The sequence below is a fragment of the Bradyrhizobium sp. CCBAU 11357 genome (assembly GCF_028128865.1).
Classification (GTDB): domain Bacteria; phylum Pseudomonadota; class Alphaproteobacteria; order Rhizobiales; family Xanthobacteraceae; genus Bradyrhizobium.
Map to the genome: position 1 here is coordinate 30,581 of NZ_LBJW01000098.1, position 16,457 is coordinate 47,037.

The following is a 16,457-nucleotide window of genomic DNA, read 5'->3' on the forward strand; positions in this document are numbered from 1 at the left end:
CATGATCCTACGTCAGTTGCACTCGCTCAAGTCCCGGATGCTACAATCAATACAAGCAAAGCCCTTGACACCGGCACCTTACGTCCCCTCCGCGCCCAGCAGAAAATCCACCATGATGCTCTGGTGCTGCTGGTACATATCGGTGCCGGTCCCGGTGACGCAGCCGATCCTGCGGGCCGCTGCGATAAAGGGCGATACTTCGGGCTTGGTGATGACGCAGCCGCAATAGGTCGACGGTACGAGCCGCGCCACATCGACCGGAAGCGGGTCGCCATCCTTCATTCCGGCGGGCGTGGCATTGGCGACGAAGTCGAAGCCGGCCGGATCCTCCGAGCCGACCCGGACCGGTGCCTTGCCTAGTCTGTTGAGCTGGCCGACCAGTACGTCGCGCCGCTCGGGCAGACTGTCGTGGATCGCAAGCTCGCGAACGCCGGCCTCGAGCAGTTCGAGTGCGATCGCCGAGCCTGCCCCGCCCGCACCGATAAGCAGCGCCCGCATGCCCTTCGGATCGATGCCCTTCGCCCGCGCCGCACCGACGAAGCCGAGGCCGTCCACCATGTCGCCGTGCCAACCCCCGTCGGGACGCCGCCGCATCAGATTCACGGTCCGCAGGAAATGCGCGCGTGCCGTCGCGCTCGCACAGGCCTTGTGGCAGGCAAATTTGTGCGGGATGGTCACGACGATGCCGTCGAGGTTCTTCAGCCGCCCGGCCACCGAGAGAAAGTCAGGCAGATCCCCTTGGCGTCACCTGGACAGGCACGAGCAGACCGTCGTGCCCGCGCGCGGCAAAGGCGGCCGATACGCCCGCCGGCGAGCGCACCTGCGCGATGGGATCGCCGACGATGACGTAGAGTCGCGTGGCACCTGTGGGGGCCGGGATCATTCCGCTCAAGCCTGGGCCTGCGCGGCGGTCCCATAGCTCAATTCCAGACCTTCCAGATCGCCCTCCTTGCGCCATTTCTCGAGCAGCCGCAGGAATGCCACCGGCCCGCGCCAATATTGGCTGTTTCTTGCCGCGATCGGATCGAACACGCCTTCGTTGTTGTAGTAGCCCGGCGTGCATTCGGCGAGATAGGTCTGCCGGCCGAGCGCGGCCTTGACGACCTCCTCGACCCAGGCGTTCTCGGCGGCATGCGTCGGCTCCAGGGTGCGTGCCTTGCGCGCTAGCGCCTGCTTGATGACGTAGGAGATGTGCTGCGACTGCTCATCGATGATGTGCGGAAAATTGGCGCTCTGTCCCGCCTGCACCGTGACGATCAGGAAGCAGTTCGGAAAGCCGCGGCTGTAGAAGCCGTGCAGCGTCTTGACGCCGTCCTGCCAGCGCTCGGACAGGCTCATGCCGTCGCGGCCGTAGACCTCGAAGCCCATGCGGCGCGCGTAATCGGTGCCGACCTCGAAGCCGCTGGCATAGATCAGGCAGTCGAGCTCGTAGGCCTTGCCATTGGCGACGACGGCGTTCTCGGTGATGCGTTCGACGCCCTTCCCCCCGGTATCGACCAGATGCACGTTGGGACGGTTGAACGTATCGAGATATTCGTCGTGGAAGCAGGGGCGCTTGCAGAACGCCTTGTACCAGGGCTTGAGCGCAGCCGCGGTCGCCCCATCCTTGACCACCGTGTCGACGCGCGCGCGGATCTCCTCCATCTTGCGGTAGTCGGCCTGCTCGATCACCTTCAGCGCCTCCTCCAGCGAGGTCACCGGCTGGGGTTGCCGGCGCGGCGCCAGCAGGATCTCGCCGAGCAGGCCAGTCCAGCCGTCCTGCACGAGATCCTGCTCGAACGGCTCCCCTGAAATCACGGCCGTAAAATTGTCCATGCGTTCGCGCTGCCAGCCTGGCTTGAGGCTCCTCGCCCAGTCCGGCTCCGTTGGACGATCGTCGCGAACGCCGATCGCGGACGGCGTGCGCTGGAACACATAGAGCTCCTTGGCCGAACGGCCGAGATGCGGCACGCATTGCACGGCGGTGGCGCCGGTGCCGATGATGCCGACGCGCTTGTCGGCAAGACCGGTCAGGCCACCGTCCGCATTGCCGCCGGTGTAGCCGTAATCCCAGCGGCTGGTATGAAAGCTGTGACCTCTGAACGTTTCGATTCCGGGAATGCCCGGCAGCTTCGGACGGCTGAGCGGTCCGCCGGCGAGAATGACGAAGCGTGCGCGGATCTGGTCGCCTCGATCGGTCTCGACCAGCCAACGCGCTTCCTGCTCCTGCCAGGTCATCTGCGAGATCACGGTCTGAAACAGCGCGCGCTCGTACAGCCCGAAATGACGGCCGATGCGGCGCGAATGCTCGTAGATCTCCGGCGCCCGGGCATATTTGCGCACCGGCATGTAGCCGGTCTCTTCCAGCAGCGGCAGATAGATATAGCTCTCGGTATCGCAGGCGGCGCCGGGATAACGATTCCAGTACCAGGTGCCACCGAAGTCGGCGGCCTTTTCCACGATACGAAAATCCGCGATGCCGGCCTCGCGCAATCGCGCGCCACACAGCAGGCCGCCGAACCCACCGCCGACGATGAGCACTTCGGTCGCTTCACTGATGGCTGCTCGCGCAAAGCCGGGATCGGCCCAGGGATCGTCGAGATAACGGCCGAACTCGCCTGTCGCCTCGACATATTGTGCCTTGCCCTCGGCGCGCAGACGGCGGTCGCGCTCGTCGCGATAGCGGGCACGGAGGGCGGAAATATCAACCGTAGATGCGCCGGCTGCATCGGTCTTGTGTCTTTCCGCTGACATTCGATTCCTCCCGCGCTTGCTGCTTCGCCGGCAGCTCACCGCACGTTAGCGCCGAAAAAGCGCGGCATGCAATCACGCTGATTGTTTTTTACGTGAACGCTGCGTGACGTTCCGCTAACCTCAAGCGCAAATCACAAGCCTACGCCATGCAACGACCTGGCAATCCGGAGGGAGACCATGCAGGGATTGATGATGGACATGCCGCTGCTGATCAGCGGCCTGATCCAGTATGCGGCCGACTATCATGGCGAAGCCGAGATCGTCGCACGCGAGATCGAGGGCGACATCCATCGCTACACCTATGCCGACGCGCATCCGCGTATCAGGCGCATGGCGCTGGCACTGAAGCGGCTCGGCATGAGGCAAGGCGACCGCGTCGGAACGCTGGCCTGGAACACGCACCGGCATTTCGAGATGTTCTATGCGGCGCCGGGCATGGGCTACGTGCTGCACACGGTCAATCCCAGGCTGTTTCCCGAGCAGCTCGTCTACATCATCAACCACGCCGAGGACCGCCTGCTCTTCATCGACCGCGCCACGCTGCCGATCGTGGAGGCGATCGCGCCGCAGCTGAAGACGGTCGAGGCCTATGTCGTGATGTCCTCGCGCGAGCGGATGCCTGAGACGAAGCTTACGAACGTGCATTGTTATGAAGAGCTTCTGGAAAAAGAGAACGATTCCGGCTTCGCCTGGCCGGAGTTCGACGAGAAGTCCGCCTCGACCATCTGCTACACCTCGGGCACGACAGGCAATCCAAAGGGCGTGATCTATTCGCACCGCGCCGCGATCCTGCAGACCATGACCTGCTGCAATTTCGACTTCCTGTCGGGACATGTCGAAGGCGTGCGCGAGGTGATGATGCCGATGGCGCCGCTGTTTCACGGCAATGGCTGGAACATGCCGTTCAGCGCGCCCTACACCGGCTCCAAGCTGGTGCTGCCCGGCCGCAACTACGAGCCGGACAAGCTCTATGAATTGCTGGAAGGCGAGAAGGTGACGCTGTCGGCAGGCGTGCCGAGCTTCTGGCTGATCCTGCTCGATTGGCTCGGGCGGACCGGCAACAGATTCTCGACCTTACGGGCGACGTTGTCATCGGGCTCGGCCCCGCCGCGCGCGATGGTCGAGAAGCTCAAGCGCGAGTACAATGTCGATTACATCCAGGCCTGGGGCATGACCGAGGCGCTGGGCTGCTCGATGCCGGGGCTGCGGCCGGGCTCGGAGCATCTCGGCGAGACGGAGAAATTCGACCGCCGCCAGGTCTCCGGCCGCGCCTGCTTCGGCACGCATTTGCGCATCGTCGACGACGCCGGCGTTGAGCTGCCGCGCGACGGCAAGACGGTCGGACATCTGCGCGCCCGCGGCCCCTGGGTCGCCTCCGGCTACATGAAGCTGGACGAAGGCCTCGACCGCGACGGCTGGCTGATCACCGGCGACATGGCCGTGATCGACCCACAAGGCCACGTCACGCTGACCGACCGTTCCAAGGACGTGATCAAGTCCGGCGGCGAGTGGATCTCCTCGATCCAGCTCGAGGACATCGCCCTGTCACACCCCGATGTGCTGCAAGCGGCCGTCGTCGCGATCAGCCACGAGAAATGGCAGGAGCGCCCCCTGCTCCTCGTCGTCCGCAAGAAGGGAGCGACGGTCGACGGCAAGACGCTGCTCGAGCACATGCGTCCGAAGATCGCGAGCTGGTGGCTGCCGGACGCCGTCGAATTCCTGGACGAATTTCCGATGACCGGCACCGGCAAGGTGCTGAAATCGGCGCTGCGCGAACGCTTCAGGGAGTACCGCGTCGGCTGACGCCCGTCAGCGCCCAGCCCGCCTCAGTTCACAACGTAGACGTCAGGATCGGCGCTCGAGCTCGGCTTCTTGAAGGCGTTGCGCAAGGCGGGCGACATCGGGACGTTGTAGTTGAGGCCGTTCGGCGGCGTCGGCGATTGCAGCCACTTCTTGTAGAGCACCTCGATCTCGGGGCTGGCATAAAGCTCGGCGGTGGCGCGGTCGGCGAGCGCCTTGAACGGCGCATCCTCCCGCCGCAGCATGATGCCGTAGGGCTCGGGCTTGGAGAACGCCTCCTCGCTGATCATGTAGGCCTGCGGCTCCTTCGACCGCGCGATCGCGACCGCGAGCTGGACGTCGTCGAGCGCATAGGCCTGGGCGCGGTCGGTCTCCAGCAGCAGGAAGGCCTCGGCCTGGTCTTTGGCCGGCATGATGTTGATGCCGAGATTGCGCTCGGTGTTGACCTTGGCGAGCTGCGTCAGGTTCACAGATCCCGCCACCGCCGTGACCGCCTTGCCCTTGAGATCGTCGATGGTCTTGACGTTCGCCGCCTTCCTGGCCGCGAACCGCGTCGCGCTGAGGAAATGCGTGTTGGTGAAGGCGACCTGCTTCTGGCGGTCGGCATTATTGGTGGTCGCCGAGCAATGCAGATCGAGCGTGCCGTTGACCATCAAGGGAATCCGGTTCGAGGACGTCACCGCGACAGTCTCGACCGAAATGTCGGGCATGCCGAGTTGCTTCTTCACGGCATCGACGATCCCAAGGCAGATGTCCATGGCAAAGCCGACCGGCTTCTGGTTGCCGTCGAGATAGCTGAACGGGACCGAGGCCTCCTGATAGCCCAGCGTGATCTTCTTGGTCTCCTTCACCTTCTGAAGCGTGCCCGTGAGGTCTTCGGCGGAAGCTGCGCCCGCAAGACATGTCAGGGCCAGGAGAACGGTCGGTAGGCGCATCAGGGGCTCCTCGAAGGGGATTGGCGTCGAGCTATCGAGGAGCTGATAGCCTACAGATCAGTCGAGCGCCAGACGCGGCTGCGTCTACCAGCTATCGCTGTTTGATATACATTCCGTCGCGGCCCATCGGCGCGTCACTCGCAGGTCAGCTGCTGCTCGAACCAGCCGCTCAGCCGATCCGACAGGGACGGCCACATCCGCCGGAAGCTGTCGAGCTTGCCGACATTGCCGCGGTACATCGCCCGCAATTCCTGCTCGACGGCTGGCAGGTCGACGCCGGCGCAGATCCCGTCCCGCACGATCGTCTTGCCGGCGACGACAACCTCCTTCACCAGCGACGCATTGCCACGCGCAAACAGCAGCGCCATGGGATCGACCGGCATGATCTGGTCTCGATCGAGCCGATCGAGATCGATCGCGACGTAGTCGGCCGGATTGCCAGCGGCGAGCTCGCCACTTCCAGGCGCGCCGGTTGCGCGGCGGCCGTTGCGGATGGCGAGCGAAAACATCTCGGTCGGCGTCCATGTCGCCTTGAAGCCGACGCCGCCATGAACCATCTGCACCAGCCGCATCTCGCGCAAGATATCGTCATCCTCGTCCAGCGCCAGGCCGTCGACGCCGACGGTGATGGCGCAGCCGCATCCGTGCGCGGCGGCGATCGGAGCGAGGCCCGAGCGCAGATGCATGTTCGAGCTGAAATTGGTGACGATGCGCGCGCCGGAGGCCGCGATCATCTCGAGCTCTTCGGGACGGGCGTGAATGCAATGCGCCAGCGTCAGCCGCTCCGAGAGAAAGCCGACATCGCGCAGCCAGCGCACCATGTCCGGAAAGTGCTGGTCGGCCCAGGCGCGCTGGTACATTGTTTCCAGCAGATGCATGTGAATGCGGCGGCCGGTCCGCGCGGAGTTCTCCGCCACCGCCTCCAGCAGCGGCTTCGAGCACCATTGCACGCCGGCGGGCCCGAGCTGCACGTCGACCATCGGCCCGGCGATGCCTGCGGCAATCGCATCGGTCAGCTCGATATAGGCTTTTGGCGACATCGGCGCGCGAACGAAGAGATCCTCGATGGTCTTGCGATCGCTCCCGGGGAGCCCTGAGAGCACCGGCTCGGCATCACCGTAGACAATGGGGTTCTGGTCGCGCACCGCCAATGCAAACGCGATGCGGATGCCGACGTCGGATGCGGCTTTCGCAACGGCCTTGGCTTCGTCCACCAGCGGCATCGTCCCGCTCGGGCGCGTGTAGTGGACCATCATCGCCGCGCAGCCTGCCTTGGCGGAGCGGGCCAGCGCAGAGACGGCGGTCAGATAGGGATCAACGGGCGCGCCCAGCGCGGTGCGCAGAATCCAGCTTTCCAGGGGCATGCCGACCGCGCCGAAGGACGAGGCGGTGGCGCGGGCGTGGTCATGGGCGTTGACGAAGGCAGGGATGACGAAGGAGCGCGGCCGCGGCCCGGCGCCTTCCGAGATATCGATGATCACGCCGCCGTCGTGCCGCAGCACGACGTTGTCGCTGACGCCACGGTCAGGGCCACGGAACAGGCTGGTTGCCGAGATCTCCGTGGCCATGATCCTCTCCCCGAAATCAGTTGGCAGTATACACCAGCTCCCGCTCCGCGCGCGGCGGCAGGAACTCGCGCGAGAACACCTCCGCCGGCGTCGGGGCGCGGGCGAGCTGATAGCCCTCGACCACGATACCGATGGCGCGGGTCATGCGGTCGTCCTTGATGTCGCCGATGCCGATCTCCTTCATCTCCGGCGAGACAATCAGCTTCTCGAAGGAATATTGCAGCCGGCGCTTCTCCACTTCGGCGTTGATGAGGTTATCGTAGTTAAGCGCCGCCTTCATCCCGGCATTCTGGTCCTTGGCAACCGCGATCGCGCCCTTGTTGATGGCGCGCACCAGGCCCGCGACGGCCTTCGGGTTCGAGGCGATCAGCTTGCGGGAGACCATCACGCCGTTGGAATAGAGATCGAGGCCATATTCACCGAACGAGAACCATTTGAAGTCCTTGTCCGGATCCTGGCGGTTGAGCACCAGGTTGAAATAGCTGGTGATGTTGAAGACCAGGGCCGCATCGATGTCGCCCTTGATCAGCATCGGCTCCTGCAGGTTCGGCGCCATGTTGGAGATCTTGATCTTTTCGCCGTCGAGCCCGTTCTTGCGGGTGAACACCGGCAACAGGCGCGTTGTCGGCGTGCCCTGCGCGCCGCCGAGCGTGTGGCCCTCGAAATCCTTGATGGTGTTGATGCCGCTGGTCTTCTTGGCGACGATCGCGAACGGCGGCTGATTCCACATCATGTAGACCATGACGGGCGCCTCCTGCGGCTTGGTCGAGGCGTTCTGGATGATCGCGTTGACGTCACCGAATCCGGCGTCATAGGCACCGGACATCACGCGCGTGACGGTGGCGCCGGAGCCCTCGCCCTGGTCGATGACGACGTTGAGGCCTTCCTCTTTGAAGAAGCCGTTGTCCTTGGCATAGAAGAAGGCGGCGTCGCTGCCCTGGGTCTTCCAGCCCAGCGTGAACTTGATCGTGGTTTCCTGCGCCGTGGCGGCCCCTGCGGACAGCGCCAATCCCAGCAGCGCGGCGGTGACTTTCCTCAACATCGAGACCTCCTCAGCTTCGTTGCGTGACGGTTCAAGAAATCAGGTGGCGATCACGTCGTTCTTGCGGGTGGCCCAGCCGGTGACCTGCCCTTCGATCAGCGAGAACACGACGTAGAGCGCGACGCCGAGGCCGGCGAGCACGAACAGGCCGGCGAACACCAGCGGCACGTTGAAATTGGAGGACGCGGTCATCATGACGTTGCCGATGCCGCGGTTGGAGGCCACGGTCTCCGACAGCACCGCGCCGACGAAGGCGTAGGAGATCGCGACCTTGAGCGAAGCAAAGAAGAACGGCATGGTGCGCGGCAAGCCGACGTTCCAGAGGATGTCGAGCTTGCTGGCGCCGAGCGCCTTCAAGACGTCCTCGAGCTCAGGCTCGGTGGTGGCAAGGCCCGTCGCGATATTGACGACGATCGGGAAGAAGCAGATCGACAGCGCGGTCAGCACCGCCGGCACCGTGCCGGAGCCGAACCACAGCACGAAGATCGGCACCACCGCGACCTTCGGGATCGAGGAGAAGCCGATCAGCAGCGGATAGCAGGTGTCATAGGCCGTCTTCGACACGCCGATGATCGCACCGAGGGCGACGCCGAGCGCGACGCCAAGCACGAAGCCGAACATGGTGGTGGCGAGCGTCTGCACGATATGCGGCCACAGCACCGGGAAGCGCTGGACCAGCGTTACGAACACCTGCGAGGGCCGCGGCAGGACCAGGTCGGACATGCCCGTCATCAGGCAGAACAGCTCCCAGGCGACGAAGAACAGCACGATCAGCCCCGCCGACCACGCCTTCTGCCTGACATCGATCCCGAACATCAGCCTGTCCCCTGCTCAGCGGCGCTGCGTGCATCCTCGATGAAGGCGCGCAGCTTCTGGTTCAGCGCGACGAAATCCGGCTCGAACGTCATCGCCACGGTGCGCGGCCGCGCGAACTCCACGCGGCTGTCGTCGAGGATGCGGCCGGGACGCGCGCTCATCACGCAGATGCGGCTGGCAAGGAAGCCGGCCTCGCGCAGGTCGTGCGTGACCAGCAGCACCGTCGGCTTGTGCGTCATCCAGAGATTCTGGAGGATCGCCCACAGCTCCTCGCGGGTGAACTGGTCGAGGGCGCCGAAGGGCTCGTCGAGCAGCAGCATGCGCGGCTCGTGGATCAGCGCGCGGCAGAGATTGGCGCGCTGGAGCATGCCGCCGGAGAGCTGCCAGGGGTAGCGAGTGCCAAAGCCCTTGAGGCCGACCTGCTCCAGCAGGGCGTTGGCCTTGTCGCGAAACTCGGTCTTGCGGAGCTTCCGGAAATTCGAGCGGAACGGCTCGACGATCTTCAGCGGCAGCATGATGTTCCGCTCGATGGTCATCCACGGCAGCATGGTCGGGTTCTGAAAGGCCATGCCGACCCGCATCGCCCGCGCCGCGACCTCGCGGCCCCCGACGATGACGACGCCGCTGGTCGGCTGCACCAGGCCGCTGACCAGACGCAAAATGGTCGATTTGCCGCATCCGGACGGACCGACCAGTGCGACAAACTCGCCGTCGGCGATCCGCAAGCTGGTCTTCGACAGAGCGGGCACGGCGCGGTCGCCGCGTCCGAAGGTCACGGACGCCTCGGACAGCTCGATGGCGGTCGCGGCAGCGCCTTCCGGAACGGGCTGGCCGTCAAACTGGGTCTTGGCTTGCATGCGCATCACAGCCAAAGTGCATGCAAGCTGGGTGCCAGCCCGCCGATACCCGCGAAATCAATGATTTGGCCAAACGACCCGCCGATTGAGCGGATACGATTTGGGCAATCCAGACGCCAAACTGCATGCAATTGGAGCGCTGGATTGGCGCAGGCCTGTGCTAAAGAGAGGTTTCGATCTCCCCTCAAGGATTCGCCGATGCCGGCGCGCGCGAGCAGCAAGACTTCTGAATCATCGGACAAGGTCAGTGTGATCTGCCGCGCGCTCCGGCGCGCGATCATCGAGCAGGCGCTGGAGCCCGGCGCCAAGCTGCCGGAGGATGCGCTCGGCGAACGCTTCGGCGTCAGCCGCACCATTGCCCGCCATGCCCTGGGCCAACTCGCCGCCGAAGGCCTCGTCGAGCTCCGCCGCAACCGGATCGCGGTGGTGGCGACGCCGAGCTGGCAGGAGGCGCGCGATGCCTTCGACATCCGCATCGAGCTCGAACGCCTCGTCGTGCGCCAGCTCGCGGGCAAGCTGACCAAGGCGCAGATCGCCGAGCTGAACGCCCATGTCGATGCCGAGGATCGCGCCCGCGGCGGCACGGATGCGGTGTCGATCCGGCTCGCCACCGAATTCCACATCCTGCTCGCCCACATGACGAACAGCCCGATCCTGGTGCGCTATGTCAGCGAGGTCGCCTATCGCTGCTGCCTGACGCTGTCGCTCTACAGCCGGCCGCATTCCACCGAATGCGCCATCAACGAGCACCGCGCCATCATCGCAGCGCTGGCGAAGGGCGACGCGGCGAAGGTGATGGAATTGATGCATCATCACCTGGATTCCGTGGCCAATCGTGCGCTGGTCGCCCCCACGCCGCAGCGCGGCCGCGATCTGCTCGACATCCTCGCACCCTACGCGGACGAGGTGACGAGCAATCGGGTGATCAAGCTGCCGAAGGTGGCTCGACGGAGTTAGGCCTCGATCCCGCGCTGGACGAGGATGCGCTCGGCGCTGTCGTTCCAGACGTCCATCTTCACGATCTGCCCGCCCCTCACGACGAAGCGATCGACATAGCGGTTGCCCTCGAACGGCGTGCCGTCCATCCATTCGCCGTAGAGCGTGCCGACGCTGTAGACGACGGTCTCGTCCGCGCCCGGGCAGACGTCGAACCGGTCCATCTTCTTCTTGACCCAGCGATAGCGCTTCGCATTGAAGCCGGTCGGCCCGCGCGGATGGTCGAACACGCGACCGCCGGTGAACGTGATCACCGTGCCCGGCTTCATATAGGCCGCAGCGGCGTCGGGATCCGGTATCATCGAAGCGGTGAGATAGGCTTCGACGATCTCGGCGTCAGTCATCGGGCTTTCGGCTTTTGCGGGAGTAGACATCGCGGGGTTCTCCGGATGTCGCCATTCTACAATCAGGACCTCAAAGTGCATGCACATTTTTTGGACAATCTGACCCCAGCACTGCACACAATCTGGAGCTGCCCACTCCAACGGCTTCCGCTAGGCTGTCCCAGCTGAATCCAACGCCATGACCACCCAAGCCGCCTTCGACCTGATCTTCCGCAACGTGCTGTTGCGCTCTTCCGCCGCACCCGTCGATATCGGCGTGAAGGACGGCCGTTTCGCCGCGATCGCACCAAAGCTGGCCTGCGAGGCCGCCGGGGTCGATCTCGGCGGCCTCCTTGCCCTGCCCGGCTTCGTCGACACCCACATCCATCTCGACAAGGCCTGCCTGCTCGGCCGCTGCGGCCACGATCACGGCACCGTCTCGGAGGCGATCCGCGCCGTCGCCGCGATGAAGAAGGATTTCACGATCGAGGACGTCTACGCGCGCGGCGCCAGAGTGCTCGAACGCGCCGTCGTCAACGGCACGACGCGCATGCGCACGCATGTCGAGATCGACCCCCGCATCGGCCTCCGCGGCTTTGAGGCGGTCAAGGCGCTGAAGCGCGATTACGCCTGGGCGATTGATCTCGAGCTCTGCGTCTTCCCACAGGAAGGCCTCACCAACGATCCCGGAGCCGAGGAGCTGCTGGCCAAGGCGCTGCGCGACGGCGGCGAGGTCATCGGCGGCTGTCCCTACGTGGACACCGACCCGAACGCCCATCTCGCGCGCATCTTCGATCTCGCCCAGGAATTCGACGTCGACGTCGATCTCCATCTCGATTTCGACCTCGATCCATCCTGGTGGCATCTCGACGAGGTCTGCCGCCAGACCGAGCAGCGCAACTACAGCGGACGCGTCGCGATCGGCCATGCGACAAAACTGTCGGCATTGCCGCCGGACCGGATGAAGGCGGCCACTGCGCAACTGGCAAGATCGGGCGTTGCGGTCACGGTGCTGCCCGCGACCGATCTCTATCTGATGGGGCGCGAGGCCACGCACAACGCGCCGCGCGGGCTGACCCTCGCCCACAAGCTTGCCGGCGATGGCGTGCTCTGCTCGGTCGCCACCAACAACGTGCTCAACCCTTTCACGCCGTTCGGCGATGCCTCGCTGCTGCGGATGGCGAACTTCTACGCCAATGTCGCGCACGCCTCGGTCAGCGACTTCGATGTTTGCTTAGACCTCGTGACCGAGCTGCCGGCCCGGCTGATGAACCTCGCCGACTACGGCATCAAGGTCGGCAATCCCGCCGATCTGATCGTGCTCGATACCAAGGACAGCCGATTCGCCATCGCCGAGTTGCCTGACGTCCTGATGGGCTTCAAGGGCGGCCGGCAGACATTTGCGCGGGCACGGCCGACCCTGTTCAGTCCGAAGAGCTGAGAGCGACCCCGCTCGATCTCCCCGGCCCTGCCTTTTCCTTTTTCAGACATAGGTCGCGTGCCCCGGACGCAACGCAGCACTCCTTCAGTGATGCGCTGCAGAGCCGGGGCCCATGTTTCGAAATGCAATTCACGAAGAGCTGGGTCCCGGCTCGGCGGCGCGTCACTTCGTGCCGCACCTTGTCCGGGACACGTGTGCGCGCGGAACATTCCGAATCGGTGATCGCGATGCCGTTGGAGCGTTCCCACAGTTCTATTTTACCGCCGGTTGGCGCCCACCCGAGTTCGGTAGAATCCCGGACCGTAGCCCAACGCATTGCGAAGCAGGTCACGCCCGCCATAACTAGGACGTGCACTGACCATCTGCGTTCAGTGGGGAAGTATGAGTCTGTTCAGCGCATTCACCAGCATCGATGATTCCGTCCAGGCCCGAACGCCGACCGATGCGGCGGTGAAGCGGCTGGACGGCATCGGCCACGTTCTCTCGGGTCTCGATATCTCGGCCATCCAGACCCAGGCCGACGTGAACCGTACGCTCTGGACGCTCGATGCCGCCAGCAAGTGCGTGCGCGCCGTGCTGGCGGAGTTCCGCACCCAGCCGGCCACCGAGCAGCTCGTCCGTAAATCCCGCAATCTGATCGACCTGATCGAACGCGCGCGCGACCAGGTCGTGAGCTTCGAAGCCGGCGATCCGGTCCTGAGCTGACTATTTCGTCCGATTGATCCTGGTAAGTATCCGGTCCGCCTCGGTGCGCCAATCCGCACTGCGGGCGAACTCGCTGCTGCCCCTCAACCCGAACAGCCCCTCATCGGCGAGATCGGACATCCAGGCCTGCCGCTCGGCCGTGCCTTGCGCCGACCACGGTGTCAGCCCCGCCTCGCGCACGGTCTCGGCGACCTCGCGCACCTCCTCGGCCCGGCGGCGGCCGTGCTCGATCACGCGCTGAAAGACATAGGCGCCCTGCTTCTCCCAGTCGATGCCGGGGAACGTTTCCGCAAGCGAAGCCAGCACCGCATCCTCGACGCCATAGCCGCGCGCGGTCGTAAAACTCTCGATGACCATGGCCTCGAGGCCCTTGATCATGATGCTGCGGCACATTTTGACGGCCGAGGACACGCCGAGCTTGTCACTGGCCACCTTGGCCGCGAAGCCGATCGCGTTCAGAAGCGGCTCGAGCTCTCTGGCGCCGGGCCCGCCGAGCAAGAGCGGCACCTTGATGCGATAAGGCGGCACCGAGGTCATCACCGCGCCCTCGACATAACGCCCAGCTGCACCATCGATCAGCGCCGCGGCGCGCTGCTTGGCGCCGGGAGAAGCCGAGTTGAAATCGAGAAACCAGGTGCCCTGGTTGATCGCCGCGGCACAGGCCTTTGCCACTGCAACGGCCTGGCTCGCGGTGACCGCGGAGATGATGAAGTCGGATCTTGAGGCCAGTTCGGCGTGAGAGGTCGCAAGAGCGACACCGAATTTCGCCGCATGCTCCTTCAGCGGCGCGCCGTGCTCGCCACCGAGCTTGATGTCGTAGGCGCAGACCTTGATGTCCTGCTGGCGCAAATCCTCGGCCAGGATCCGGCCGACCTCGCCATAGCCGACCAGCCCAATCTGCCATCGCCTGGGATCACCTGCCATCAGTTCAGTCCTCGTGTCGTTTCGTCGAAGAGATCCTCGACCGCATAGCGGCGCGGGATCAGCGCCTGCTGGAATGCATAGTCGATGATCAGCTCGAGCGGCTTCCTGTTGGCCTCGATCCCGAACGGAACGAGGTCGGGCGTTGCCGCGGGCCCTGCCTGCGCCTTGCTCCGCTTCAACAGATCATAAACGCCCGCGATCACGTCGGAGCGCGATTTCGCTAGGCTCTCGGTCACGACCACGAGATGGTTGACCGGGACCACGCCGCGCCGCGAATAACATCTGGCGGCCTCTGCGGCCGGGTCGGGAAACAGCGGCTTCAGCTTGGGATCATCGGAGGTCTCGCCGAGGACGGCATCGAGCGCGCCGTCGAGCAGCATCTGGAGGATCTTCTTGTCCTTCGGCGCGCGCTCAGTGGTGTCGACATATTCGGCGACGTGCGGATCCTCGAAGGTGATCCAGCGAATCCTGTCGAGATTGACGCCGTAGTCGTTGGCGAGGATGCCCCTGATCCAGGCGCCGGTCGTGGTCGTAAAGGAGCGGATGCCGACGCGCTTGCCTTCGAGATCGGACGGTCCGAGCGTTCCATGCGTCGGATTATAGAGAGCATAAGAATGCTGGAAGCGACCGAGCATGGCCGCTGGCAACAGCACCAGCGGCTTGCCGTGCGCTTTCGCCATCAGATAGGTGACGATCGCCATCTCGCAGACGTCGAAGGCCTGCTCGCGCACCATCGGCTTGAATGCCGTGTTGGTCGGCATGTACGCGACGAAGTCGAGGTCGAACAGGTCGGAGCGGAGCTCGCCGCTCTTCACCGCCTGGACATGGGGATGACTGCCGAGAACGGCCTTCAGCTTGAGACGATCCATACGCCCGCTCCGCTTCCCTTATTCCGCTCAGACGTCCTCGGGATTGTGGACATAGACGAGCCCGGCCTTCGCCAGGGCCTCGCGCATGTTGTACATGTCGAGGCCGAGCTCGCCCGAGGCGAGGCGCTTGCGCTTGCCGCCCTCATCCGCGTTGCGCTTCTTCGCCTTCTCCGCGACTTCGGCCGCATAGCGCTTCGGCACCACCACAACGCCATCATCATCGGCCACGACGATGTCGCCGGGGTCGACATTGACGCCGGCGCAGACCACGGGGACGTTGACCGAGCCGAGCGTCGCCTTGACCGTGCCCTTGGCCGAAACCGCGCGCGACCACACCGGGAATTTCATCTCGTGCAGCGCTTTGACGTCGCGGCAGCCGGCATCGATGATCAGCCCCTGCACGCCGCGCGCCTGAAGCGAGGTCGCGAGCAATTCGCCGAACATGCCGTCGGTATTGTCAGTGGTGCAGCCGACAACGAGGATATCGCCCTTCCTGCACTGCTCGACGGCGACATGGATCATCCAGTTGTCGCCGGGCTGCGCCAGCACGGTGACCGCGGGACCGGCGATCGACGCACCCGCCCAGACCGGACGCAAGTAAGGCTTCATCAGGCCGACGCGGCCAAAGGCCTCGTGCACGGTGGAGACGCCGTACTCCGCCATACCGGCGGGATCGGCCCGCTTTATGTTGCGAACAACGACCGGCTTCATGCGAGCTCCTCCGCCACGGTCGGAAACAGGCGCTGATAGGCCTCGCCATAGGTCATGGGCACGCCAGTGTTGCGGCTGCCCTGGATGCCGCGGTTGAGCGCGACGCGCTCGTAATAGCCCCAGAGATGTTTTTGCGCGGCGAGGATCTGGAACGCCTCGTACTTCTCTTTCCAGACCTCGTCGATCTTGAGAATGGTGTCCGGCTTGTAGTTGCACTGCTCGGGTTGATGCGGCTCGAACAGGAATACCGGCGGGGCCGAATATTTGTACTCCGCGCCGGGCTTGTGGCCCATGGCCTGCGCGACCACGCGCGTCTCCTGCGCGAAATGCGCCGCGTTCGGATGGTCGAAATTATAGGGATCCTCCAGCGCATGCGTCAGCACGAAGCTCGGATTGAGCTCGCGGTAGATGTCGACCATGCGATCGAAATGCGCTTCCGTCAGCTTCAGCGGATAGTCGCCGCAGTCGAAGAACTCGATCTCGGCGCCAAGCAGCCTGGCCGCCCGCTCCGCCTCGTCCTTGCGGCTGGCCTTGACCGATTCCAGCGTCGCGCCCTGCTCCTTCCAGGCGAATTGGCTCTCGCCGCGCTCGCCGAAGGACAGGCACACGATCTTCATCCGATAGCCCTTCTTCGCATGCAGCGCGATGGCGCCGCCGGCGCGCCAGACGAAATCGCCGGGATGGGCTGTGACGACGAGGCCTGTTTTCATGGGCTACTCCTTTTCGTTCGTATGCAT

At 64.6% G+C, this 16,457-nt stretch carries 15 protein-coding genes and 1 pseudogene; 4 read left to right on the forward strand and 12 right to left on the reverse strand.

Annotated features, from left to right (window positions below; all coding sequences use genetic code 11):
* Window positions 1-78: 78 nt before the first annotated feature.
* Both XI05_RS16275 and XI05_RS16280 read right to left on the reverse strand, forming a co-directional pair.
* Window positions 79-883 (reverse strand): annotated as a pseudogene (locus XI05_RS16275) (shikimate dehydrogenase family protein).
* 5 nt (window positions 884-888) lie between these two features.
* A complete protein-coding gene (locus XI05_RS16280; protein ID WP_271503313.1) occupies window positions 889-2,733 on the reverse strand; it encodes a flavin-containing monooxygenase in 1,845 nt (614 codons plus the stop codon).
* A gap of 177 nt (window positions 2,734-2,910) precedes the next feature.
* On the opposite strand from XI05_RS16280, the gene XI05_RS16285 reads away from it, so the two are divergent.
* A complete protein-coding gene (locus XI05_RS16285) occupies window positions 2,911-4,536 on the forward strand; it encodes a long-chain fatty acid--CoA ligase (protein ID WP_271503316.1) in 1,626 nt (541 codons plus the stop codon).
* 23 nt (window positions 4,537-4,559) lie between these two features.
* Here the strand turns inward: XI05_RS16285 and XI05_RS16290 are convergent, their stop codons facing one another.
* From XI05_RS16290 to XI05_RS16310, 5 genes are all read right to left on the reverse strand, one after another.
* Window positions 4,560-5,468, reverse strand: coding sequence for an amino acid ABC transporter substrate-binding protein (locus XI05_RS16290; protein WP_271503319.1), 909 nt, complete (start codon window positions 5,466-5,468; stop codon window positions 4,560-4,562).
* Window positions 5,469-5,602: 134 nt separating this feature from the next.
* A complete protein-coding gene (locus XI05_RS16295) occupies window positions 5,603-7,036 on the reverse strand; it encodes an amidohydrolase family protein (protein WP_271503321.1) in 1,434 nt (477 codons plus the stop codon).
* 16 nt (window positions 7,037-7,052) lie between these two features.
* Window positions 7,053-8,078, reverse strand: a complete 1,026-nt coding sequence (locus XI05_RS16300; protein WP_271503324.1) for an ABC transporter substrate-binding protein — start codon at window positions 8,076-8,078, stop codon at window positions 7,053-7,055.
* A 39-nt stretch (window positions 8,079-8,117) separates the two neighbouring features.
* Complete coding sequence (locus XI05_RS16305; protein WP_225171320.1) at window positions 8,118-8,894, reverse strand: ABC transporter permease; 777 nt, start codon at window positions 8,892-8,894, stop codon at window positions 8,118-8,120.
* Complete coding sequence (locus XI05_RS16310; protein WP_271503327.1) at window positions 8,894-9,751, reverse strand: ABC transporter ATP-binding protein; 858 nt, start codon at window positions 9,749-9,751, stop codon at window positions 8,894-8,896. Before XI05_RS16310 ends, XI05_RS16305 begins: the two co-directional genes overlap by 1 nt.
* A 198-nt stretch (window positions 9,752-9,949) precedes the next feature.
* On the opposite strand from XI05_RS16310, the gene XI05_RS16315 reads away from it, so the two are divergent.
* Window positions 9,950-10,708 carry a GntR family transcriptional regulator gene (locus XI05_RS16315; RefSeq protein ID WP_271503330.1) on the forward strand — a complete coding sequence of 253 codons (759 nt, stop codon included), beginning with the start codon at window positions 9,950-9,952 and terminating at the stop codon, window positions 10,706-10,708.
* Here the strand turns inward: XI05_RS16315 and XI05_RS16320 are convergent.
* Window positions 10,705-11,121, reverse strand: a complete 417-nt coding sequence (locus XI05_RS16320) for a nuclear transport factor 2 family protein (protein WP_271503333.1) — start codon at window positions 11,119-11,121, stop codon at window positions 10,705-10,707. The two genes, XI05_RS16315 and XI05_RS16320, sit on opposite strands and share 4 nt — an antisense overlap.
* A 148-nt stretch (window positions 11,122-11,269) precedes the next feature.
* Here XI05_RS16320 and XI05_RS16325 point away from each other — a divergent pair, with 148 nt between their 5' ends.
* Entirely contained in the window at window positions 11,270-12,511 is a 1,242-nt protein-coding gene (locus XI05_RS16325) for an amidohydrolase family protein (RefSeq protein ID WP_271503336.1), read from the forward strand.
* A gap of 381 nt (window positions 12,512-12,892) precedes the next feature.
* Window positions 12,893-13,216: a hypothetical protein gene (locus XI05_RS16330; protein ID WP_333939921.1), complete on the forward strand. Its 324-nt coding sequence runs from the start codon at window positions 12,893-12,895 to the stop codon at window positions 13,214-13,216.
* Here XI05_RS16330 and XI05_RS16335 read toward each other — a convergent pair whose 3' ends face one another.
* The 4 genes from XI05_RS16335 to XI05_RS16350 are packed head-to-tail and all read right to left on the reverse strand — an operon-like array spanning window position 13,217 to window position 16,430.
* Window positions 13,217-14,140, reverse strand: a complete 924-nt coding sequence (locus XI05_RS16335; protein WP_271503339.1) for a DUF1932 domain-containing protein — start codon at window positions 14,138-14,140, stop codon at window positions 13,217-13,219.
* Window positions 14,140-15,009 (reverse strand): hypothetical protein, encoded by an 870-nt coding sequence (locus XI05_RS16340; RefSeq protein WP_271503342.1) that lies wholly within the window; start codon window positions 15,007-15,009, stop codon window positions 14,140-14,142. Before XI05_RS16340 ends, XI05_RS16335 begins: the two co-directional genes overlap by 1 nt.
* Before the next feature lie 27 nt (window positions 15,010-15,036).
* On the reverse strand, window positions 15,037-15,720 hold the full coding sequence (locus XI05_RS16345; protein ID WP_271503345.1) for a 4-carboxy-4-hydroxy-2-oxoadipate aldolase/oxaloacetate decarboxylase: 684 nt from the start codon (window positions 15,718-15,720) through the stop codon (window positions 15,037-15,039).
* Entirely contained in the window at window positions 15,717-16,430 is a 714-nt protein-coding gene (locus XI05_RS16350) for a PIG-L deacetylase family protein (RefSeq protein WP_271503346.1), read from the reverse strand. The genes XI05_RS16345 and XI05_RS16350 overlap by 4 nt, the downstream gene beginning before the upstream one ends.
* Between the last annotated feature and the right edge of the window lie 27 nt (window positions 16,431-16,457).

Bases quoted from the DNA above. Each gene is read 5' to 3' on its own strand.
- XI05_RS16280 (WP_271503313.1), bottom strand. From the start codon at position 2,733: ATGTCAGCGGAAAGACACAAGACCGATGCAGCCGGCGCATCTACGGTT.
- XI05_RS16330 (WP_333939921.1), top strand. From the start codon at position 12,893: ATGAGTCTGTTCAGCGCATTCACCAGCATCGATGATTCCGTCCAGGCC.
- XI05_RS16325 (WP_271503336.1), top strand. From the start codon at position 11,270: ATGACCACCCAAGCCGCCTTCGACCTGATCTTCCGCAACGTGCTGTTG.
- XI05_RS16315 (WP_271503330.1), top strand. From the start codon at position 9,950: ATGCCGGCGCGCGCGAGCAGCAAGACTTCTGAATCATCGGACAAGGTC.
- XI05_RS16350 (WP_271503346.1), bottom strand. From the start codon at position 16,430: ATGAAAACAGGCCTCGTCGTCACAGCCCATCCCGGCGATTTCGTCTGG.
- XI05_RS16320 (WP_271503333.1), bottom strand. From the start codon at position 11,121: ATGTCTACTCCCGCAAAAGCCGAAAGCCCGATGACTGACGCCGAGATC.
- XI05_RS16290 (WP_271503319.1), bottom strand. From the start codon at position 5,468: ATGCGCCTACCGACCGTTCTCCTGGCCCTGACATGTCTTGCGGGCGCA.
- XI05_RS16300 (WP_271503324.1), bottom strand. From the start codon at position 8,078: ATGTTGAGGAAAGTCACCGCCGCGCTGCTGGGATTGGCGCTGTCCGCA.
- XI05_RS16295 (WP_271503321.1), bottom strand. From the start codon at position 7,036: ATGGCCACGGAGATCTCGGCAACCAGCCTGTTCCGTGGCCCTGACCGT.
- XI05_RS16340 (WP_271503342.1), bottom strand. From the start codon at position 15,009: ATGGATCGTCTCAAGCTGAAGGCCGTTCTCGGCAGTCATCCCCATGTC.
- XI05_RS16305 (WP_225171320.1), bottom strand. From the start codon at position 8,894: ATGTTCGGGATCGATGTCAGGCAGAAGGCGTGGTCGGCGGGGCTGATC.
- XI05_RS16345 (WP_271503345.1), bottom strand. From the start codon at position 15,720: ATGAAGCCGGTCGTTGTTCGCAACATAAAGCGGGCCGATCCCGCCGGT.
- XI05_RS16285 (WP_271503316.1), top strand. From the start codon at position 2,911: ATGCAGGGATTGATGATGGACATGCCGCTGCTGATCAGCGGCCTGATC.
- XI05_RS16310 (WP_271503327.1), bottom strand. From the start codon at position 9,751: ATGCAAGCCAAGACCCAGTTTGACGGCCAGCCCGTTCCGGAAGGCGCT.
- XI05_RS16335 (WP_271503339.1), bottom strand. From the start codon at position 14,140: ATGGCAGGTGATCCCAGGCGATGGCAGATTGGGCTGGTCGGCTATGGC.